We start from the raw sequence: 21,564 nt of genomic DNA on the forward strand, positions 1-21,564 counted from the left end.
GTCCGGTTTCCTTTCTGGGGGTCATGGGGCCTGCACCGCGGTCAGGGCCGGGCCGAGGGCTGCCACGAAGGCGTCGGCCTGCTCGTCGGACAGGATCAGCGGCGGAGCGATCCGCAGCACGTCGGGCTGGGCCGCCTGGGCGAGGAAGCCCTTGTCCCGCAGGACCGCGGCCAGCGCGCCGGCGGCCGGGCCGGCCAGCGTGATGCCGAGCAGCAGGCCCGCGCCACGCACGCCGGTGACGAGCGGGTGGCCGAGCGCCTCGACACCACGGCGGATCCGCTCGCTGAGCTGCTTCACGTGGCCGAGCAGGTCCTCGGACTCGATGGTGTCGAGCACGGCGAGACCGGCGGCACAGCACACCGGGTTGCCGCCGAACGTCGAGGCGTGCATGCCCGGGCCGAGCAGCGTCGCCGCGTCGTCGAACGCGATCATCGCGCCGAGCGGCAGGCCTCCGCCGAGTCCCTTCGCCAGGGTCACGACGTCGGGACGCACACCCTCGGCCTGGTGCGCGAACCAGTACCCCGTGCGGCCGACGCCCGTCTGCACCTCGTCGAGGGCGAGCAGCGCGCCGTGCCGTGCCGTGATCGCACGCGCGGCCGTCAGGTAGCCCGCCGGCGGCACGACCACACCCGACTCGCCCTGGATCGGCTCCAGCAGCACCATCGCGGTCGTGTCGTCGACGGCGTCCTCGAGGGCCGCCACATCGCCGTAGGGCACGTGCACGACCTCACCCGGCAGCGGGCGGAACGGGTCGGCCTTCGCAGGCTGCCCCGTCAGCGCCAGGGCGCCCATCGTGCGGCCGTGGAACCCGGCCTGTGCCGCCACGACCTTCGTCCGGCCGGTGCGGCGGGACAGCTTGAACGCGGCCTCGTTCGCCTCCGCGCCGGAGTTGCAGAAGAACACCGCGCCCTCGCGCCCCGCCAGCGACAGCAGCCGCTCGGCGAGCGCGACCGGCGGCGGCGACGCGTACAGGTTCGACACGTGGCCCAGTGTCGAGATCTGCGAGGTCACGGCCGCGACGACCGCCGGATGGGCGTGGCCGAGCAGGTTGACCGCGATGCCGCCGAGCAGGTCCACGTACGACTGCCCGGCCTCGTCGACGACCACCGCGCCGCTGCCGCTCACCAGACCCAGCGACGGCGACCCGTAGGTGTTCATCACCGACGCCTCGAACCGCTCCACGAGGCTCATTCGCCCACCACCATCGTCCCGAACCCTTCCGAGGTAAAGACTTCCAGCAGTAACGAGTGCGGCACCCGGCCGTCGACCACGTGCGCGGCGGGCACACCGCCCTTGACCGCCCGCAGGCAGGCCTCCATCTTCGGCGCCATGCCGGCCTCCAGGGTCGGCAGCAGCTCGGTCAACTGGTCGGTGGTGAGCTGCGAGATGATCGAGTCCGGATCCGGGTACCGGGCGTAGAGCCCCTCCACGTCCGTGAGCACCACCAGCTTGCGGGCCTTCAGCGCGATGGCGAGCGCCCCGGCCGCAGTGTCCGCGTTGAGGTTGTGCAGCACGCCGTCGGCGTCCGGCGCCACCGTCGACACGACCGGGATCCGGCCCGCCGCGATGAGGTCGGCCACCGCGCCGACGTTGACGTGCTCGACGTCGCCGACCTGCCCGATGTCCACCGGTGAGCCGTCCACGATCGCCGGCCGGCGCACCGCCGTGAACAGCCCGGCGTCCTCACCGGACATGCCCACGGCGTGCGGCCCGTGCTCGTTGATCAACCCGACCAGCTCGCGGCCCACCTGGCCGACGAGCACCATCCGCACCACGTCGGCCGTCTCCGGGGTGGTGACCCGCAGACCGCCCTTGAACTCGCTGGCGATGCCGAGCCGCTTGAGCATGGCCGAGATCTGCGGCCCGCCGCCGTGCACGACGACGGGCTTGATGCCGACGTGCCGCAGGAACACCATGTCGGCCGCGAACGCGCGCTTCAGCTCGTTGTCGACCATGGCGTTGCCGCCGTACTTCACGACGATCGTCGCGCCGGAGAACCGCTCCAGCCACGGCAGCGCCTCGATGAGCGTGTTCGCCTTGCCCAGCGCGATCCCGAGGTCCCGCACGCTCGTGCTCATGACGAGTACGCCGAGTTCTCGTGCACATACCCCATCGACAGGTCGTTGGTCCACACGGTCGCCTGCTCGTCACCGGCGTGCAGGTCGACCGTGACGGTCACCTCCCGCGCGCTGAGGTCCACCTTGGCCCGGTCCTCCCCCGCCGCCCCGTTCTTGCAGATCCACACGCCGTTGATGGCGACGTCGACGCGGTCGGGCTCGAAGGCGGCACGGGTCGTACCGATGGCGGCGAGAATCCTGCCCCAGTTGGGGTCGTTGCCGAAGAACGCCGTCTTCACCAGGTTGTTGCGGGCGATCGACCGGCCGACCTCCACCGCGTCGTCCTCACTCGCCGCACCGGCGACCTCGATCGCGATCTCCTTCGTCGCCCCCTCGGCGTCCGAGACGAGCTGCATCGCCAGGTCCTCGCACACGGCGGTGACCGCCGCGGCCAGCTCCGCCGACGTCGGCGCGATCCCCGACGCGCCGCTGGCCATGAGCAGCACGGTGTCGTTCGTCGACATGCAGCCGTCGGAGTCGACCCGGTCGAACGTCCGCCGCGTCGCGCTGCGCAGCGCCGTGTCCAACGTGGACGCGTCGGCGACCGCGTCGGTCGTCAGCACCACGAGCATCGTCGCGAGCCCCGGCGCCAGCATCCCCGCACCCTTGGCCATCCCGCCGACCGTGAACCCTTGTCCACTGTGGACCGCGGTCTTCGGCCTCGTGTCGGTCGTCATGATGGCGGTCGCCGCGTCCGCGCCGCCGTCGCGGGACAGCCCCCGCGCCGCCGCGTCGACACCCGCGAGCAGCTTCTGCATCGGCAGCCGCTCGCCGATGAGGCCGGTCGAGCAGACCACCACGTCACCGGCCCCGACCGGGAACCGGGACGCCCGGCCGGACAGCGCCGCCGCGGTGTGCTCCGCGGTCGCGTGCGTGTCCTGGAACCCGGCCGGCCCGGTGCAGGCGTTGGCGCCGCCCGAGTTCAGCACGACGGCCCGCGCGATCCCGGCGCGCAGCACCTGCTGGCTCCACAGCACCGGCGCGGCCTTGATCCGGTTGCTGGTGAACACGGCGGCGGCCGTCGTGTCCGGTCCGTCGTTGACGACGAGCGCCACGTCGAGCGCGCTCTGCTTGATGCCGGCCGCGACGCCCGCGGCCCGGAAACCCTTCGGTGCCGTCACACTCATGGCGCGATCCCGTCTACGGCGAGCCCCGCGGTCTCCGGGAGCCCGAGCATGAGGTTGGCGTTCTGTACGGCCTGTGCCGCCGCACCCTTGCCGAGATTGTCGATGGCGGACACGACGACGATCCGTCCGCTGTCCACGTCCGTGGTCGCCTGCAGGTGGGCCGCGTTGGACCCGAACGTCGAGGCGGTGTGCGGCCACTGCCCCTCCGGCAGCACCTGCACGAAGGGCTCGCCCGAATACGCCTCCTGGAGCACCGCCCTCGGGTCGGCGTCCGTCAGCGGCTTCGCGGTGACGGTCGCCAGGATGCCCCGCGGCATCGGCGCCAGCACCGGCGTCATCGACAGCGTCCGGGCCCCGCTCGCCTGCTTGATCTCCGGCACGTGCTGGTGCGCGCCCACCTTGTACGGCGACAGCGAGCCCATCACCTCCGACGCCAGCAGGTGCTGCTTCGCCGACCGACCGGCGCCGGAGGTCCCCGACGCGGCCACGACCACCACGTCGTCGGGGTCGGCGACCCCGGCGGCGATGAGCGGCGCGAGCGCGAGAACGACCGTGACGGCGTAACAGCCGGTGCTGGCGACCCGGGTGGCGCTCGCGATACGGCCACGCTGGCCGGGCAGCTCGGGCAGCCCGTAGGTCCAGGTGCCGGCGTGCGCTCCCGGGTAGTACTTCGACCAGGCGGCCGGATCCTGGAGCCGGAAGTCGGCGCCGAGGTCGACGATCTTCGTAGTTTCCGGCAGCTGCGCGGCGATGGCCGCCGACTCCCCGTGCGGCAACGCGAGGAAGACCAGGTCGGCATCGCCGACGGCGGCGGCTTCGGTCTTGGCGAGCACCACGTCACGGAACGAGCGCACGTGCGGGTGGACGCTGCCGATCTTGGCCCCGGCCTGCGCGAATCCGGTGGCGACGGCAAGCTCGAGATGCGGATGTCCAGCGATCAGCCGGAGCAGCTCACCTCCGGCATACCCGGAGGCGCCGACCACGGCGACTCGTATTCCCATGCGCCCGACTGTATCTCTATGCAAATCATTGTTTCAAGGAGATTGCGGCGAGGCTCACCCCCGCGACCGCCACTTCCACCTTGCCCCACCCGACCCGGCCTGCTCTTTCGTCCGTCGCCTCCTACCCGCACCCGACCCCCTGTCACCCCCGCCTCTCCCTCTTAAGCATCCTAGGAACCTAGCCTGAATGTGAAAGGACGACTGCATGCGACGTCGTCACGACGGGGGTTCGCGCGCGGGCCAGACCCATGCGGCACGGGGCAGGCCCATCATGTCCTCACGTCGCGACCGCCGGGAACAGGCGGCTACTCGGGGTCCAGGAAGCGGGCCAGCTGGGAGCGGTTACGGACGTTCAGCCGGCGGTACAGGCGCGTGAGGTTGGCCTCCACGGCCTTGATCGACAGGAACAGGGCGCGGGCTATCTCGCGGTTCGTCGCGCCCGCGCGGACCAGCTCGACGATCCTGCGCTCCGTCTCCGACAAGCCCGCACCGCGGCCGCCGTCCAGCCTGGCCAGGTCGGCCGTGGCCACCTCGCGCCACGGGTGGGCCTCCGCCGTCGCGTAGCGGCGCACCGCCTCCGACAGCGCTGCCCGCGCGGCGCCGCGGCGGTGGGCCCGGCGCTCCAGGCCGCCGAGCGTGTAGTAGGCCCGGGCGACCTCGAGCGGATACGGGTGATCCTGCCACTCCTCGATCGCCCGGTGCAGGGCCTCGGCGCCCTCGCGGGCCTCGCCGGTCGCGGCGGTGAGCACCGCGCGGGCACGGGCCAGGCCCAGGAAGACGACCCTGCGGTCGAGGTGGTGGGCGTGCTTCTCGACCTCATCGAGGACCTCGGCCGCCTCGGCGCGGGCGCCGGCACCCACGAGAGCCTCGATGAAGTCGGCGTGCCACGGCAGGATGCCCGGATCGAGCCGCCCGAGGCGCTGGTCCAGGGCATACGCCTCGCGCATGGCGTCGGCCGCGGCCACCGGGTCGCCGCGCAGGACGTGCACCAGGCCGCTGGTGGCGTAGGCCAGCTTGATCCAGTCCTCGTCGCCCGCTGCGAGACACGCGGTCAGGCCACGCTCGGCGTAGCCGGCCGCCCCCGTCGCGGTGCCGCCGCCGTACTCGGCCAGGGCCCCCACCAGGTAACCGGGGCCGGGAGTGGTCTCGACGTCGACGTACAGGCGCACACAGGCGCGGCCGGCGGCGAGCGCGTCGGCGCAGCGGCCGGCCCGCCAGTAGATGCCGGCCACCGAGACGAGCACGGTGGCGAGGTCGCGGACGGTGCCGGCGCGCTCGACGGCGATCCGCAGCGCCTCGATGCGGCGCACCGCCTCGGCGGTCTCACCCTTGAACAGCCGGCTCATCGCGGCGACCTGCCGCGCGGCGACCGTCGCCGGGGTGAGGGACAGGCCGCGGGCGAGCTTGCCGGCGCGCTCGAGGTATTCGTCGCCCTCGGTCCCCAGCAGGATGTTGCCCCGCCAACTGAGCACCTCGACCAGCCGCTCCATGTCACCGCACAGCTCGGCCGCCTCCTCGGCGCGCTTGAGCTCGGCGAGGGCGGCCTCGCCGTCGCCGTCGTAGTACGCCTTGACGGCCTTGTAGAGCCGGACGTGGGCGAGCAGGTCGGGGGTGTCGACGGCCTCGACGAACGCGGCGTCGAGCAACGGGCCGGAGTTGGAGTGGTCCTCCCCCGACATCTCGACCAGCAGCAGTCGCGCGCCGACACGCGTGCGGCGGTCGGCGGCGTCGCGCAGGGCGGCTGCGGCGTGGCGGCGGGCGTCGACGGGTGAGCCGGCCGCGTACGCATACTGGGCGGCGCTCAGCCGCCGAACCGCCGCCACCCCCGGCGTGTCCCGGGGCGTGCGCTCAGCGGCGAGAGCGGCCAGGTCGGCGGCCGTCGCGGGGGCGCCGCGCAGCCGGGCGGCGGAGGCGGCGTCGGCGAGGCCCTCGGCGAGCGCCTCGTCGGGGTCGGGCCGGGCGGCAGCGAGGTGACGGGCCCGTTCGACGGGGTCGGAGACCGTGTCGGCGAGCCGCTCGTGGGTCTCGCGGCGGGCGGGGGTGGTCGCGTCGGCATACACCATCTCGCGCAGCAGCGGATGGCTGAACCGGATCGCGCCGTCCAGCTCCACAAGCAGTACACCCGAGGCGGCAGCGGCCTCGAGATTGGCCTCGGCCAGCCCGCAACGGGCCAGGAGGTCGAGACTGGGCCGGGCGGCGGCGGCGACGGTGAGCAGCACCGGCCAGTCCTCGGCGGGCAGCGTGGCGAGCCGCGCCGCGAGCAGCTCCCGCAGCCGGTCGGGCACGGGCAGGGGGTCGGTGGCCGGGTGCGGCGTGTTGCCCAGGGCGCGGCCGAGCTCCACCGCGTAGAGGGGGTTGCCGGCGCTGGCCTCGTAGATCCGCTGGACGTGGGCGCGGCCGGCCTCGGCGCCGAAGCGGGCGCGCAGCAGGTCGGCGACGTCGCTCTGCGGCAGCGGCGGCACGGGCAGCGTGACGCTCGGCGGCGGGCACAGGTCGAGCCGGGTCGGCGCGCCGCCGTCGGGCAGCCGCTCGGCGGCCAGGACCCGCACCGGGACGTCGCCGAGCCGCCGCGCGACGAACCGCAGCACGCCGGCGCTGGGCTCGTCGATCCACTGCACGTCGTCGAGGACGAGCAGGACGGGCCGCTCGGCGGCCAGGCCGCGGAACAGCTCCAGCACCGCCAGCCGGACGGCGAGCTGGTCGTGCGGAGTGGCGGGCAGGGCGCTGCGCAGGAGGGCGCCGTCGAGCGCGGCGCGCAGGTGGGGCGGCAGGTGCTCGGAGGCGTCGGGCACGCCGTCGAAGAGGTCGACCAGCGCGAGATACGGCAGGTCGGCCTCGGCCTCGGCGGCGGCCGCGCGCAGGACGAGGGCCTCGGTCTCGGACGCCGCGAGAGCGCCGAGGATCGTCGACTTGCCGATGCCGGCCGGTCCGCAGACCACGACGCTGCCACCGGCCGCGAGCCGTTCCCGGGCGTGGGCCAGCAGATCAGCTCGGCCGATGGGCGCGGCCGATCCTGTGCTCACCACGACCGTCTCACCACGACGCCGAGTCTCTTACGAACGCTTCCTCACCGCAACGGCAGAGGAACGGCACGGGACCGCCCGGTGACGGCCGGGCGACCGCTGTTCAGCGCAGCCGGTCGCAGGGCAGGACGGCCTGCCAGCCGATCGCGGGCCATTGGGCGATATGGACGGTTACCTGCTGCAAACGGTGCTGTGCATGGCATTCCGCCCGTGCCTGGACCACCAGCCCGTCCCAGGCGGGGATGCCGTCGCGGGGGCTCGCGACCCGCAGGTTGGCCGCACACACCACGCACAGCAGTGTCGCCAACACGACAAGTGGTGTCCTGCCGGAATTCGCGGTCCGCGGTGAGACGAGACTCACCGCGGCCGCCATGTTCGGCAGGGTGACGAGGACGAGATACCGGTCCTCGGGCCCGCCGTGGGCGGCGAGCTGGACGGCACCGGCGACGGCGGCGAACCCGGCGAGCGTCGCGGTGAGTTCCCAGTCCGGGGCGGTTCGCCGCAGCACTGCCAGGGCGAGCAGCACGGCCGGGATGAGCAGCCCGGCGAGGACGAGGGCGCGGTGTGTCTGCGCGTCGAGGTGGGGCGGGGCGAGCCACGCCTGCCCGAGGAACGAACGCGGGACGCCCCACCGCAGGTACATGGCGGCGACCGAGACCGGGTTGTGGTCGGGCTGTTCGCCGAGGCCGCGCTCGGTGATGCCGAGCAGCGTCGGTACGACCTGCAGCGCCGACCCGGGAACCAGCGCGAGCACCTTCGTGAGGCTGTCCCGGTCGCGCCGCCGGACGAGCCGCAGCAGCGCGAACGGCACCAGCAGCACGCCGAGCATCGAGTTGAGCGCCGCGAGCGCCGGCACGACCGTGGCGACGACCCGCTGCCAGCGCACCGACGGCGCCCACAGCAGCATCCAGAGGCCGGCGTGGACGAGCGGGAACTGCAGCTGGGCGAGGGTGTTGGGGGTGAAGCCCATCGGTACCGCGGCGGTGACCCCGATGACGGCCGCCGACATGCCCGGCAGGCGGGAGCGGGCGGCGGCGTGGACGGCGAGCGCGAGGGCCGCGGTCAGGACGGCGGCGAGGACGGCGCTGAGGGCGGCGGCCCACTCGAGCGGGAACAGCGCGACGACGGCCCAGCACACGCGGGCGACGGTGTGGAAGTACCCGTTGAACGGGGTGAAGATCGCCTCGTACCACGGCCGGGTGACGGCGTCGGTGAGGAAGTTCTGCCCGTCCTCGGCCCAGATCGAGTTGAGCGCATCGGGGTCGCGGGTCCGCCACAGGCCGACGGCGGCGCCCCCCAGGACGAGGAGGACGGCCCGGACCGGCCCGGTCCACCACCGCGGCGCTCGGGCGGGGGCCACCCGTTCGAGCAGCCCGACATTTTCCGAAACGCCGGATTGACGCTGCGCTGCGGTCATACCGTACGAAACGACCGAGCGCCCCACCTTGAGGCGGGGCGCTCGGTAGTGGTTTGTTCTAGAGCTGGCCTTCTTTGACCGCTTCGGTCACCCATGGGATGACCTCGTCGAGCATCTTGTCGAGCGAGGTGGTGGCCTCGTAGCCGAGGATCTGTTTGGCTTTCGACACGTCCGGGACGCGCTTCTGCACGTCGTACTCGTACGGGTCGTCGGACACGACGCGCAGCGGCACGTCCGGGCCTTTGATCTTGCGCCAGATCACCTCGGCCAGTTCGAGCACCGTGGTCGACTCGGCGGTGGAGATGTTGAAGTCCTCGTTGAAGGCCTTCTCGTGCTCCACCGCGGTGATGATGCCCTTGGCGAGGTCACCACCATACGTGTAGTGGCGCACCTGCTCGCCGCTGCCCAGAATGTGCAGCGGGTCCTGCCCCTTGACGATCTTCTGCACCAGATCGGGCACCACGTGCGACATCGCCAGCTTGACGTTGCCGGAGAGCACCTCGACCTCACCCAACGCCCGGCCCTCACCGACACCGACACAGTTGAACGGCCGCACAATCGTGTAGGGCAGCTTGTACTGGTCCCAGGCAGCCTTCGCGTAATACTCGACGGCGAGCTTCTGGAACCCGTACGACGACAACGGCGGCGGCACCTGCCGCTCGTCACCCTCCTTCGACGGCCAATGCGTCGTCGACTCGAACACCATCGACGACGACAGGTACGTCATCTTCTTGAGCGTGCCCGCCTGATACGCCTTGATCGCCGCGTCGCAGGACGACGCCATGATCCGCTCGTTGGTGGCGAGCAGATCGTAGGCATAGGCGTGGAAATACGAGATACCACCGATCATCGCCGCCCCGGCGATGAAATGCTCACAACCGTCCAGCAACTCCGAGACAAGGTCGACGTCACGCGCGTCACCCTCAACGAAACGGTAACCGGGGTGGGAGTCGTAGCTGCGGGTGACCGGACCGTACTTCGAGTAGTTGTCCAAGCCGACCACCTGGTAGCCGCGGGACAGCAGCTCCTCGACGACATACCCCCCGATGAAGCCGGCCGAGCCGGTGACCAGGACCTTTGCCACAAACACTCCTTCTAGGTCTGAACTGCTTCGTGATTGCCGGACAGAGACTCCACCGCAGACTCCGCCGCGGACTGCTGCACGGACTGCTGCGCGGACTGCTGGGCGGCTGCTCGGGCGGCCGCCGCGTCGTCACGGGCCGCCGAAGACGCCGGCCGCTTCGCCAACTGCTCCAACGTGAGCCGCCGACCGAACGAGAACCGCCACCACCGCAGATAACTGGGCATGAACCGGCCGACATCAAACCGGGACTCACCCAACTGCCGATCAAGCCAGATCGTCGGGATCTCCGCCACCGGCAACCGCAACCGCGTCGCCTTCGCCGTCAACTCGATACCGATCTCAAAACCGGTCTTCGACTCGATACCAACCTGCCGCACAAAACCGGTCGAATACGCCTTGAAACTGTTGGTCGCATCACGCGTACCAACCCGCGCCAGCACATGCAGCGAACGACCCGCCGTACGAGACAGGAACCGCTTGAACCGCGGCCCGCCAACCTGCTGCCCACCCGGCATATACCGCGACGCCGCAGCGACCACCACACCACGCTCAACGAGCCGGGCCAGATCCTCGATCTGCCGCGGGTCGTCGGAACCGTCGGCCATCGTGACCACCGCGACGGGGGCACGGGCGACGTCGATACCGAACCGGATCGCGTTGGCCGGGCCGCGACCATACGTGTTGAGCACCGGACGCACCCGCGGGTCACGCGCCTGAACCTCCAGCGCATACGCCACCGTCGAGTCCTCCGGCATGTCGTGCACAACAAGCACCTCCGCCGGCATCATGACCGCCCGCAGAATCCGCTCCAGACACGGCACGATCGCCGCACCCTCGTTGTACACCGGAATCACCACAGAGATCTGCGGCACCAGGGTCATATACGCACGCCCCTGTTCGTCACGCCCCACATGTCCGCCACCGGGATGTCGGTCTCCAAATCACGGTACTGCGGATGCGGCGCCGCCACGATCAGCAGATCAGCGCGCCGCAGGACCTCGTCGAGCGGGACGAACCGGTCATCCTTGACATACGGGTCCGTGCACAGCGTCTCCTTCGCCCGCAACATGACCACCTTGCGCAGCTTGTACGCCAACGACTCACGGATGTCGTCACTACCACCCTTGAACGCCATACCCAAAATACCGACCGTCATCTCCGACAGGTCGAACCGCTCCTGCAGCTTCGACACCACATACAACGGCAGACCCTCGTTGATCAACATCGCGCTGTGACCAAGCACAAAATTGTTGTTGTTGAACGCCGCCAACTGCATCGTGTCCTTCAACAGACACGGCCCGGCCGCGAACCCCGCACCCGGCATGTCCGCCGCCCGCGGATACTGGAACCGGATCGCATGCCGGATCCGCTCGAAGTCCAAACCGAAATCGTTGGACATCATCCAGAACTGGTTCGCCGCGGCGAACTTGATATACCGCCAAGTGTTCGTGAACAACTTGGCCAGCTCCGCCTCCTCCGGCTCCAGGATCACGATCTGACTCGCGAGATTACGGAACAACTTCTCGGCACGCTCAGTCGCCTCAGGCGTACGGGCCGCGACAATCTGCGGCAACTCGAACAGCTCCGTCATCGCCTTACCCTCAGCGATACGCTCCGGGCAGAACGCGACATCAGCATTCACCCCCAGCCGCTTCAGCAGCTTCTCCGTCAACGCGGTGACACCCGGATGAACGGTGCTGCGCAACACGATGAGCTGACCGTCACGCAGAAACTCCGCGCAGCGTTCGATCGCCGCCGGCACCGCCGCGATATTCGGATTGAGATGCTCATCGACCGGAGTGCCCACGATGACAACAAGATGCTCAGCCGAGGCGACGCTCGCCGGGTCGGTGGTCGCCTTCAGCCGGCCCTCAGCGACGGAGGTCGCCAGCGGCGCGGCGGCGCCTTCCTCGTCGAAAGGCAGCCGCCCCTCGTTGACGACCGCCACAGCCGCCGCGTTGATGTCATACAACGTGACCTGCAAACCCCGCGACGCCAACGCGATACCGAGCGGCAACCCCACCCGACCGCACCCACCGATCACCACAACATCAGTGGTAAACCCAGTCGACGCACTCACTTCTGACACGCGCTGCCCCTCCAGGAAAGCCGAGATTCGATGCCGGCGCTTGGCGCGGGCCGAGCCCGGGAAGGAGTCACGTCGCAGGTGCACAACGGAGAACGGCTCGGCGCCGTGACCGTACCACCTCTTGACCAATCCGACCGGCCCGAGACGGCCGGGAACGGTCCGATATCTGACGCAAAGCGACAGTGGCCCCACCCAAGGGTGAGGCCACTGTCGATGAATATCACACTCCGCGCAGTACCGCGCCGTGCCGCTCGGCGGCGACCGCCACGGCAGCGTCACGCGCCGCGATCGCCTCCTCACCGGTGAGCGTCCGGTCCGGAGCACGGAACGTGAGCTTGTACGCAAGGGACTTGCGCCCCTCGCCGAGCTGCGCGCCCGAGTACACGTCGAACAGCCGCACCGACTCCAGCAACGGCCCGGCGCCCTCGGTGAGCGCCGCCTCGACGTCCGCGGCCGGGGTGGCCGCGTCGACGACGAGCGCCACGTCGATCAGTGCCGTCGGGAACGACGACAGCCGTGGCGCGACGGCCGCGCCCGGAATCGGCAGCGCGTCGAGATCGAGCTCCATCGCCACGGTCCGGCGGGGCAGGTCGAGATCGGCACAGACGGCCGGGTGAAGCTCACCCGCATGACCGACCACCGTGTCACCCACGAGGAGAGCGGCGCACCGGCCCGGATGCCACGGCGCGACGGCCGCGGCACGGACGGTGAGCTCGACCCCGGCGGCCGCGGCGACGATGCGCGCCGCCTCGACCGCGTCGGCCCAGTCGGCCGAGCGGCCGCCACCCCACCAGCCGCCGGGCTGCGCGTCACCGGCCACGACCGCGGCGGCGTGCCACGGCTGCCGCGGCAGCAGCGCGTCGGCGGCGGCGAGTTCCTCGGCCGGCGGCGGGCCGTCGACCCCGGCGGACGGCGCCACCTCGACCGGGCCGTCCGGCAGGAATACGAGGCCGATCTCGAACAGCGCCACGTCCCGCATGCCGCGACCGAGGTTGCGCCGCAGCGTGGCGAGCAGCGGCGGCAGCAGCGTGGTGCGCATCCCGGGCTCCTCGTCGGAGAGCGGGTTGCGCAGCAGGACGGCGTCGCGGCGCGGGTCGTCGGCCGGGATGCGCATCGCGTCGAGGGTCGCCGCTCCCACGAACGGATAGTTCAGCGTCTCGACGTAGCCGGCGTCGGCCAGCGCCCGACCGACCGTACGCCGGCGTCGCTGCGGCGCGGTGAGCCCGTTGCCGGGTGGGGCGATCGGCAGCACACTCGGGATCCGGTCGTAGCCGTCGAGCCGCAGCACCTCCTCGGCCAGGTCCGCCGGGTCGTTGAGGTCGTGCCGCCAGGTCGGCGGGGCGACCGTGACCGAGTCGCCGTCGACCTGCGTCTGCGCGCCGATCATCGTCAGCACCTCGAGCACCCGCTCCGGGCTGTAGTCGATGCCGGCCAGCTCGGACGGGCGCGTCAGCGACATGCTGATCGACGTCGGCGGCACCACCGCGTAGACGTCGGTGACCTGTGGGGAGATCGTGCCGCCGCCGTATTCGGCGAGCAGCGCGGCCGCACGGGCGCACGCCGCCGCCGTGATCTGCGGGTCGACGCCCCGCTCGTACCGCTTGCCGGCCTCGCTCGGCAGCTTGTGCCGGCGGATGGTCCGGGCCACCGACAACGGATCCCAGTGCGCCGCCTCGAACAGCACGTCGACGGTCGTCGGGGACACCTCCGTGGTGGTGCCGCCCATGACCGCGGCCAGCGACACCGCGCCGGTGTCGTCGGCGATGACGACGTCCTCCGGGTGCAGCGTCCGCTTGACCCCGTCGAGCGTGGTCAGCGTCTCCCCCACGGTGGCACGGCGGACGACCAGCGGGCCGGTGAGCTGGGCCAGGTCCCAGGCGTGCATCGGCTGGCCGAGCTCGATCATCACGTAGTTGGTGATGTCGACCGGCAGCGAGATCGACCGGATGCCGGCGACGGCGAGCCGCTGCTTCATCCACTCCGGCGTCGGTGCGAGCGGCGCGACGCCGCGGACGGCCACGGCGGTGAACCGGTCGCACGCCACGCTGTCGCGGACGTCGATCCGGTACGCCTCGGTGCCGTCACCCTCCAGCGGGACGATCGCGGCGACCGGGTCGCGGTAGGCGCCGCCGAGCGAGTGCGACAGCTCCCGCGCGATGCCACGGACCGAGAAGCAGTACCCGCGGTCGGGCGTGACGTTGATGTCGACCACGACGTCGTCGAGGCCGACGACCGGCCGGGCCTCTTGGCCGGGCTTCACAGGCGGATCGGTGTCCGGCGGCAGCACGATGATGCCGGCGTGCTCGTCGCTGATGCCGAGTTCCTTGGCCGAGCAGATCATGCCGTTGGACATGTGCCCGTAGGTCTTGCGGGCCGAGATCGCGAACCCGCCGGGCAGGACGGCGCCGGGCAGCGCGACCACGACGAGGTCACCCTCGGCGAAGTTGCGGGCGCCGCAGATGATGCCCTGGGGCTGCTCCGCTCCGACGTCGACCAGGCAGTACCGGATCGGCTTCTTGAGCCCTTGCAGTTCCTCGATGTTCTCGACGCGGCCGACCACGAGCGGCCCCTCGACGGCGGCGCCGGTGTCGGCCATCTCCTCGACCTCGAGGCCGACCTTGACCAGCGCCTTCTCCAGCCCGTCGGCGTCGAGGTCCGCGGGCAGGTCGACGTGCTCGCGCAGCCAGGACAGCGTTACGCGCACCTCATGCCTCCCATCCGAACGCCCGCGCGTACCGCACGTCGCCCTCCACCATGTCGCGCATGTCGCTCGCCTCGTTGCGGAACATGAGTGTCCGCTCGATGCCCATGCCGAACGCGAACCCGGAGTACTCGTCCGGGTTGATGCCGCAGGCGCGCAGCACCCGCGGGTTGACCATGCCGCAGCCGCCCCACTCGACCCAGCGCGGGCCGTCGCGGTGCTGCGGGAACCACAGGTCCATCTCGGCGCCCGGCTCGACGAACGGGAAGTACGACGGGCGCAGGCGGGTCTTCGCCTCCGGGCCGAACATCATCCGGGCGAAGTGGTCCAGCGTCCCCTTGAGGTGCGCCATCGTGATGCCCTTGTCCACGACCAGGCCTTCGACCTGGTGGAACACCGGCGTGTGCGTGGCGTCGAGCTCGTCGGTGCGGTACACGCGGCCGGGGCAGACGATGTAGATCGGCGGCTTCCGGGTGGTCATCGTGCGCGCCTGCACCGGCGAGGTGTGGGTGCGCAGGACCAGCCGCGAGTCGTCCTCGACCCCGGTGGCGGCGACGAAGAACGTGTCCATCATCGACCGGGCCGGGTGGTCCGGGTGCATGTTGAGGGCGTCGAAGTTGTACCACTCCCACTCGGCCTCGGGGCCCTCGGCGACCTCGTAGCCCATGCCGACGAACAGGTCGGCGACCCGCTCCATGAGGCTGGTCAGGGGGTGCTGGGCACCCACCGGCCGGCGGTCGGCCGGCAGCGTGACGTCGACGGCCTCCTCGACCAGGACACGCTCCTCCCGCTCCGCGGTGAGGGTGGCGAGCCGGGCGTCGTAGGCGGCCTGGACGGCGACGCGGGCGAGGTTGACCCGCTTGCCGGCGTCGGCCTTCGCGGCCGGCGGGAGGCTGCCGATCTCGCGGCGGGCCAGGGACACGGGCGCGCGGTCGCCGAGGTGGTGGTGCTTCAGCGCGGCGAGCGCGTCGAGATCGGCCGCGCCGGCGAACGCCTTGTCGGCCGCGGCGACGGCGTCGTCGAGGGCGCTCTGGTCGAGCAGCGCGGCCTGTTTCGGATCATACGGATCATTGCGGTACGTCATCAGACTCTTCCCACAGCGAGATTGGCCTCGGACAGTGTAGTGAGGACCGCCCGCCGGTCGTGGGAGACGTCAGGAGGAGCCGTGTCGTCCCGTCCGCCCACCGTCACCGGCGGGCCACATAAACAGGACGCTCATTCGGACTCCCTCATCGCTTTCGCGGAACTGTACAAGCATACGGCGGCCGCCGCAGCGAGATTCAGGCTCTCGGCGCCGCCGAGGATCGGCACCCGCACCCGTGCGTCGGCGAGCTCCTTGAGGGCGGCCGGGAGGCCGTGCGCCTCCGAACCGAACAGCCAGGCGGTCGGCCGGGCCGGCGCCGGCAGCTCGAACAGGTCGGTCTCGCCGTAGCCGTCGGCGGCCAGCACCTGCAGCCCGCTCTCCCGCAAGGCGGCCACGGCGGCCACGGCGTCGCGGACACGGACCACGTCGACGTGGAACAGGCTGCCGGCCGACGCGCGGACGGCCTTGCCGTTGTACGGGTCGACGCTGTCACCGGCGAAGACGACGACGGTCGCCCCGGCCGCGTCGGCGGTGCGCAGGACGGTCCCCGCGTTGCCGGGGTCGCGGATGTCGGCGCAGACGGCGACGAGCCGCGGCCGGCGGTCGAGCGCTTCGCGCAGCGACACGTCCCGCTGCCGGCAGACCGCCACCAGGCCCTGCGGCTGGACGGTCTCGGTGAGCGCCTGGAGCGCGTCGTCGTCGACGAGGCTCGCGTCGTGCGTGAGCTCGGGGTGACGGGCGCGTGCCTCGTCGGTGCAGAACACCTCGACGACCACGCCGGCCTTCAGCGCCTCGCGGACCGCCTGGGGCCCTTCGGCCAGGAAGCGGCCCGTCTCGTCCCGGTCCCGGCGGCGTTGCAGGCGCCGGGCAGCGACAACCCGGGGCGTCCGAACGGTGAACACCCCGGGTTGACGGGAACGGTCAGGCTGCGGCAACGGCCGTCTTCGCCACCTGGACCAGGCCGCTGAACGCCTTCGCGTCGCTGACGGCGAGCTCGGCGAGGATCTTGCGGTCCACCTCGACACCGGCCAGGCGCAGGCCCTGGATCAGCCGGTTGTAGGTGAGGCCGTTCGCGCGGGCCGCGGCGTTGATCCGGGTGATCCACAGCTGGCGGAAGTCACCCTTCCGGTCACGCCGGTCGCGGTAGGCGTACTGCATCGAGTGCAGCACCTGCTCCTTGGCCTTGCGGTACAGCCGCGAGCGCTGCCCGCGGTAGCCGCTGGCGGTCTCCAGGACGGTGCGGCGCTTCTTCTGGGCGTTCACTGCCCGCTTCACGCGTGCCACGGTTCGTTACTCCTCATGCGAGACCGGCCCCTGGCTCGGGCCGGTCGAAAAGTCGAAAAGGTCGGGGGGTTGTGGCGCCGCGTGTTACCGGCCGAGCAACTTGTTGACGCGCGCGGTCTCCGACTTGGCGAGCTCGACCGTGCCGCTCAGGCGACGGGTCCGCTTGCTGGGCTTGACCTCCAGCAGGTGGCGCTTGCCGGCCGGCTCCGCGAGGATCTTGCCGCGTCCGGTGATCTTCACGCGCTTCTTCATCCCGGAGTGCGGTTTGAACTTCGGCATGCTTGTGCTGCCCTTCATCAGGTTGCGTCGGCACCCTGTCCTTGCCTGAGCAGGGTGCCGTGACGCTCCGGCGCGCAGCCGGGACTCCGCGCTGTGCGGGGCCCGCCCGCACGTCGCGGTTGGTGGATATGACGGTGCGGTTATGCCTTGTCGGCGGTGACGACCTCGGGCAGCTCGGTGGGTGTTTCGCCCTCCGAGCTCGTGCCGCCGTCCGCCTTGGTCTCGCGGGACTGGGTCGCCGCGGCCTTCACGTTGCGGTGCGGTGCCAAGACCATGATCATGTTACGGCCGTCCTGCTTGGGCGCGGCCTCGACGAAGCCCAGCTCCGAGATCTCCTCCGAGAGCTTGCGCAGCAGCCGGAACCCCAGTTCCGGGCGGCTCTGCTCGCGGCCACGGAACATGATCGTTACCTTGACCTTGTCGCCCGCCTTCAGGAACCGCACCACGTGACCCTTCTTGGTCTCATAGTCGTGCGGATCGATCTTCGGGCGGAGCTTCATCTCCTTGATGACGGTCTGCTGCTGGTTACGCCGGGCTTCCCGGGCCTTGAGCGCGCTCTCGTACTTGAACTTGCCGAAGTCCATGAGCTTGCAGACGGGCGGGCGTGCCATGGGCGCAACTTCGACCAGGTCCAAGTCCACGTCGGCGGCCAGCTGGAGCGCGCGCTCGAGCGGGACGATGCCCACCTGCTCACCCTCCGGGCCGACCAGCCGGACCTCACGTGCCCGGATCTGCTCGTTGACGCGTGGCTCGACGCTGATGTGGCCTCCTCGATCGGTGTTTCACTCTGGTGGTCGACGCGCATCCGCGGCTTCGGACGCCTGTTACATCCGGCGCCGGGGCACTCCACGCCCTGGCGAGCTGCCACGACGCTCAAAACGGAAAAGCCCCGCCGCGCTGCGCGCATGCGAGGGCCCAATCGACCAACCGCAGCCTGATGGCCTTGGCGGTCAGACCGGACCCGGCTGCCTAGAGCTGCACGGGTGGGAGCTTTGCTCCGCTTCGAACACCCCGTCACGGACGGGATGCGGTCGACGACGGCTACTCTACCACGCCAGCCGCGCGGCTCGCCGTGTGCAGGGCACGCAGCCGGCGAGCCGCCTGGACGGCGTGCTCCTTGTCGGTCATCTGCACCGCCATCACCGCGACCCGCTCGTCGTCGTTCAGGTCGAGCGTGAGCCACGGGGTGCCCCGGCCGAAGGTCACCGCCCGCACCACGTCCCACGGCAGGTCGTAGGAGCCGACGATGTTGCGCACCCGCACCCCGTGCTCGTCGGCGTCGACGCGCGGGCGGGTCATCAGCAGGATGCCCGCTGCCGCGCACAGGCCGAGGCCGATCATCGCCGCCTGGTCGCCGCGCTGGAAGTAGCCCGGCCCGTCACCGGTCGGCCCGTGCAGGCCGAGGGCGATCAGGGTGAAGACCACGACGACGATCGGCGCCAGGACATATGCCACGACGCGCGCCTTGCGCGGCCGTGCGGTGACGGTGCCAGTGCTGCTCACAGTCTGAAGTCTGCCACTACAGCCGGCAGGCGTGGATGTCGGTCACCAGGATGGCCCGCGCGCCCACGTCGTAGAGCTCGTCCATGATCCGGTGCATCTCGACGCGCTGGACCATCGCCTGCACCGCCACCCAGCCCTCGCGGTGCAGCGGGGAGATGGTCGGCGACTCGATGCCCGGGGTCAGCGCCACCGCGGCGTCGAGCGAGTCGGCGCGCACGTCGTAGGCGAGCATCACGTAGCGGCGCGCCACCAGCACACCCTGCAGACGGCGCAACAGCTGGTTGGCGGCGGCCGGCAGCTCACCCGCGCCGGCCCGGCGGATCAGCACCGCCGACGACTTGAGGATCGGCTCGCCGATCGTCTCCAGGCCGGCCTGGCGCAGCGTGGCGCCGGTCTCCACCACGTCGGCGATGACGTCGGCGACGCCCAGGCGGATGGCGTTCTCCACCGCGCCGTCCAGCCGGATCACCTCGGCCTGGACGGCGCGCTCGGCGAAGTACCGCTGCATGACCCCCGGATAGGCGGTGGCGACCCGCAGGCCGGCGAGGTCCGCGGGCTCCGACCCCTTCAGCGAGCCCGGCACGGCGGCGAAACGGAAGGTGGCCCGGGCGAAGCCCAGGTCGAGCAGCTCCTCGGCGTCGCTCTCGGCGTCGATAAGCAGGTCACGGCCGGTGACGCCGAGGTCGAGGTCGCCCGACCCGACGTACGTGGCGATGTCGCGGGGACGCAGGTAGAAGAACTCGACGTCGTTGGCGACGTCGCGGCACAGCAGGTCCTTCTGGTCGGACCGCTGGCGATACCCGGCCTCCTGCAGCATCTGGGCGGCAGGTCCGGAGAGGGTTCCTTTGTTCGGGACGGCGATACGCAGCACGGGACGGCTCCTAAGTCGATCGGCGGGGAACGGCGGGGTGTCCGACTACAGATGTCGGTACACGTCCTCCAGCTCCAGGCCGGTCGCCAGCATCAGGCACTGCACCTGGTAGAGCAGCTGCGACAGCTCCTCGGCGGTGCGCTCACGCCCTTCGTGCTCGGCCGCCATCCAGCTCTCGGCGGCCTCCTCGACGACCTTCTTGCCGATGAAGTGCACGCCCTTCTCCAGCGCCGCGACGGTGCCGGATCCGGGGGTGCCCGCCGCGGCCTTGGCGGCCAGCTCGGCGAACAGCTCGTCGAAGGTCTTCACGGGCACGAATTGTCGCAGGAGCGGCCGCCCTGCCGGAAGCCGGATCACGACAGGCGTGTCCTGCCTCACCCGACCGTGAAGTCGTGATCGTCGACACCCTGCACGCTGCCGTCCTTCATCGACACGAAAAACGCCTCGACCGTGTACCTCCCGGGCGGCAGGTTCACCGGCACCCGCGCCTCCCCCAGGCTCGGCGCGCCCGCGCTCAGCTGGACGACCTGCTCGACGACGACCTTCCCGCCCGCCCCGCGGATCCGCAGGTTGACCGTGCCCTCGAAGACGACCCCGGCGAGGTACACCGTGAAGCGCTGCCCGACCCGCTCGTCGTGCTGCGGGTCGATCACCCACACGGGCCCCAGGACGTCGGCGTACGGCGCCTGGCGCGGCGTCTCGGCGGGCGCGCCGTCGACGACGACCCGGATCCGGGTGGCCTTCTTGACGGAGGTGTACGTCGAAGCCGCCGACACGGTGTACAGCAGCTGCTGGACGGCGAGCGGCCGGGTGTCCTGCCGTGGCCACGCGCCGACGTCACCGAGGTCGACCGTGACCGTGCCGCCGTCGATCGACACCCCACGCACCGTCACGCCGCCCGGCCAGAGCGTGCCGTAGTCCGGGTCGTTGGCGTTGCCGTGCAGCGACTCGGCGACGGCGGCGGCGATCCGCCCCTCGTCGGTGTCCGCGGTCAGCCGCAGGGCGTGGAACTCGCGGTACAACTTCCCGTTGCGCGTGAAGTAGACCGGCAGCTCGACGGTGGCGGGGCCGCCCTGCGCCGGCGACGTGGCGGGCGGCGGGCCGGGCTCCTGCGACAGGAGCGCCGGCGGATCCGCGCTCGACGACGCGGCCGGCGGCGGTGGCAGCGCCCCGCGGTCGGGGACGAACACGGCAACACCCGCCGCGATCGCCGTGGCGACCGCCGCCGCCGCGCCGATCATCGCCCAGCCCCGGTGGTGCCGCTGCGCGGTCCGCATCCGGATCCGCGGCAGCGCGTCGGGCGACGGCTCCACCTCGAGCGCGCGGGCGCGCAGCGCCTCGCTGAGTCGCTGTTCGGGCGTCTCGCCTGGCCTCATGGTGCGTGCTCCAGACTCTCCCGCAGGGCCGCCATACCCCGCGCGGCGTGGCTCTTCACCGCGCCCCGGCTGACCCCCATCGCGTCGGCGATCTCGGCCTCGGACAACTCCGCGTAGTACCGCAGCACGATCGCCTCGCGCTGGCGTGCGGGCAGGCGCCGTACCGCCTCCAGCACCTCCCGGTGCCGCAGCAGGCTCAGCGCGCCGGTCTCCGCGCTCGCGACGAGCTGCTCGTCGGCGAGGCTGCGGGCGACGTACCGGTCGGCGACGCCCCGGTGACGCAGCGCCGAACGGGCCCCGTTGACGACGCTGGTGCGCAGGTAGGCCAGTGCCTTGTCCGCGTCGCGCAGGCGCCACCAGCGCCGGTGCAGCGCAACGTAGGCGTCCTGCACGACGTCCTCGGCGACCGATTCGTCGTGCAGCAGCAGTACCGCGAGCCGCACGAGCCCGCGGTAGTGCGCGGAGAACAGCATGGTGACGGCCTCGTCCGCGCTCCAGGCGCGCACGTGTTCCTCGGGGGCCTCTTCCCTGCGCTGGGAAACCACCGCCCCACCGTCCCACGCCGTCGCGCCGGCATCCGCCATCACCACCCAACGACGCCCGACCGG

Annotated in this window: 20 protein-coding genes; all 20 read right to left on the bottom strand. The window is 71.4% G+C overall.

The window, feature by feature from the left end:
• Window positions 1-21: 21 nt before the first annotated feature.
• The 20 genes from Dfulv_RS36720 to Dfulv_RS36820 all read right to left on the bottom strand — a co-directional run bounded on the left by Dfulv_RS36720 (window position 22) and on the right by Dfulv_RS36820 (window position 21,501).
• Window positions 22-1,191 carry an acetylornithine transaminase gene (locus tag Dfulv_RS36720; RefSeq protein WP_259858422.1) on the bottom strand — a complete coding sequence of 390 codons (1,170 nt, stop codon included), beginning with the start codon at window positions 1,189-1,191 and terminating at the stop codon, window positions 22-24.
• Window positions 1,188-2,078 carry an acetylglutamate kinase gene (gene argB, locus Dfulv_RS36725; protein ID WP_259858423.1) on the bottom strand — a complete coding sequence of 297 codons (891 nt, stop codon included), beginning with the start codon at window positions 2,076-2,078 and terminating at the stop codon, window positions 1,188-1,190. Before argB ends, Dfulv_RS36720 begins: the two co-directional genes overlap by 4 nt.
• The gene (gene argJ / locus Dfulv_RS36730) at window positions 2,075-3,244 is read right to left on the bottom strand and encodes a bifunctional glutamate N-acetyltransferase/amino-acid acetyltransferase ArgJ (protein ID WP_259858424.1); all 1,170 of its coding nucleotides are present in this window, start codon (window positions 3,242-3,244) and stop codon (window positions 2,075-2,077) included. Before argJ ends, argB begins: the two co-directional genes overlap by 4 nt.
• The gene (gene argC, locus Dfulv_RS36735; RefSeq protein WP_259858425.1) at window positions 3,241-4,245 is read right to left on the bottom strand and encodes an N-acetyl-gamma-glutamyl-phosphate reductase; all 1,005 of its coding nucleotides are present in this window, start codon (window positions 4,243-4,245) and stop codon (window positions 3,241-3,243) included. The genes argJ and argC overlap by 4 nt, the downstream gene beginning before the upstream one ends.
• A 305-nt stretch (window positions 4,246-4,550) precedes the next feature.
• Complete coding sequence (locus Dfulv_RS48455; RefSeq protein WP_264675829.1) at window positions 4,551-7,268, bottom strand: AAA family ATPase; 2,718 nt, start codon at window positions 7,266-7,268, stop codon at window positions 4,551-4,553.
• 103 nt (window positions 7,269-7,371) lie between these two features.
• Window positions 7,372-8,628, bottom strand: a complete 1,257-nt coding sequence (locus Dfulv_RS36750) for a hypothetical protein (protein WP_259858426.1) — start codon at window positions 8,626-8,628, stop codon at window positions 7,372-7,374.
• 115 nt (window positions 8,629-8,743) lie between these two features.
• Entirely contained in the window at window positions 8,744-9,769 is a 1,026-nt protein-coding gene (locus tag Dfulv_RS36755) for an NAD-dependent epimerase/dehydratase family protein (protein ID WP_259858427.1), read from the bottom strand.
• 11 nt (window positions 9,770-9,780) lie between these two features.
• On the bottom strand, window positions 9,781-10,650 hold the full coding sequence (locus tag Dfulv_RS36760) for a glycosyltransferase family 2 protein (RefSeq protein WP_259858428.1): 870 nt from the start codon (window positions 10,648-10,650) through the stop codon (window positions 9,781-9,783).
• Window positions 10,647-11,792 (bottom strand): nucleotide sugar dehydrogenase, encoded by a 1,146-nt coding sequence (locus tag Dfulv_RS36765; protein ID WP_259858429.1) that lies wholly within the window; start codon window positions 11,790-11,792, stop codon window positions 10,647-10,649. Before Dfulv_RS36765 ends, Dfulv_RS36760 begins: the two co-directional genes overlap by 4 nt.
• A 286-nt stretch (window positions 11,793-12,078) precedes the next feature.
• Window positions 12,079-14,562 (bottom strand): phenylalanine--tRNA ligase subunit beta, encoded by a 2,484-nt coding sequence (pheT, locus tag Dfulv_RS36770; protein WP_259858430.1) that lies wholly within the window; start codon window positions 14,560-14,562, stop codon window positions 12,079-12,081.
• A gap of 1 nt (window position 14,563) precedes the next feature.
• Complete coding sequence (pheS, locus tag Dfulv_RS36775) at window positions 14,564-15,643, bottom strand: phenylalanine--tRNA ligase subunit alpha (protein WP_259858431.1); 1,080 nt, start codon at window positions 15,641-15,643, stop codon at window positions 14,564-14,566.
• Between the two features lie 131 nt (window positions 15,644-15,774).
• Window positions 15,775-16,545: a TrmH family RNA methyltransferase gene (locus Dfulv_RS36780; RefSeq protein WP_259858432.1), complete on the bottom strand. Its 771-nt coding sequence runs from the start codon at window positions 16,543-16,545 to the stop codon at window positions 15,775-15,777.
• A 19-nt stretch (window positions 16,546-16,564) separates the two neighbouring features.
• Window positions 16,565-16,927, bottom strand: coding sequence for a 50S ribosomal protein L20 (gene rplT, locus Dfulv_RS36785; protein ID WP_033356865.1), 363 nt, complete (start codon window positions 16,925-16,927; stop codon window positions 16,565-16,567).
• An 84-nt stretch (window positions 16,928-17,011) separates the two neighbouring features.
• The gene (gene rpmI / locus Dfulv_RS36790; protein ID WP_259858433.1) at window positions 17,012-17,206 is read right to left on the bottom strand and encodes a 50S ribosomal protein L35; all 195 of its coding nucleotides are present in this window, start codon (window positions 17,204-17,206) and stop codon (window positions 17,012-17,014) included.
• 140 nt (window positions 17,207-17,346) lie between these two features.
• Entirely contained in the window at window positions 17,347-17,967 is a 621-nt protein-coding gene (gene infC / locus Dfulv_RS36795) for a translation initiation factor IF-3 (protein WP_259868730.1), read from the bottom strand.
• A gap of 280 nt (window positions 17,968-18,247) precedes the next feature.
• On the bottom strand, window positions 18,248-18,709 hold the full coding sequence (locus tag Dfulv_RS36800) for a PH domain-containing protein (RefSeq protein ID WP_259858434.1): 462 nt from the start codon (window positions 18,707-18,709) through the stop codon (window positions 18,248-18,250).
• 16 nt (window positions 18,710-18,725) lie between these two features.
• Window positions 18,726-19,580: an ATP phosphoribosyltransferase gene (gene hisG, locus Dfulv_RS36805; protein WP_259858435.1), complete on the bottom strand. Its 855-nt coding sequence runs from the start codon at window positions 19,578-19,580 to the stop codon at window positions 18,726-18,728.
• Between the two features lie 45 nt (window positions 19,581-19,625).
• Window positions 19,626-19,889, bottom strand: coding sequence for a phosphoribosyl-ATP diphosphatase (locus tag Dfulv_RS36810; RefSeq protein ID WP_259858436.1), 264 nt, complete (start codon window positions 19,887-19,889; stop codon window positions 19,626-19,628).
• A gap of 65 nt (window positions 19,890-19,954) precedes the next feature.
• On the bottom strand, window positions 19,955-20,956 hold the full coding sequence (locus tag Dfulv_RS36815; RefSeq protein ID WP_259858437.1) for a Gmad2 immunoglobulin-like domain-containing protein: 1,002 nt from the start codon (window positions 20,954-20,956) through the stop codon (window positions 19,955-19,957).
• The gene (locus Dfulv_RS36820) at window positions 20,953-21,501 is read right to left on the bottom strand and encodes a SigE family RNA polymerase sigma factor (protein WP_259858438.1); all 549 of its coding nucleotides are present in this window, start codon (window positions 21,499-21,501) and stop codon (window positions 20,953-20,955) included. Before Dfulv_RS36820 ends, Dfulv_RS36815 begins: the two co-directional genes overlap by 4 nt.
• Between the last annotated feature and the right edge of the window lie 63 nt (window positions 21,502-21,564).

Source organism: Dactylosporangium fulvum (assembly GCF_025137375.1).
GTDB lineage: Bacteria > Actinomycetota > Actinomycetes > Mycobacteriales > Micromonosporaceae > Dactylosporangium > Dactylosporangium fulvum.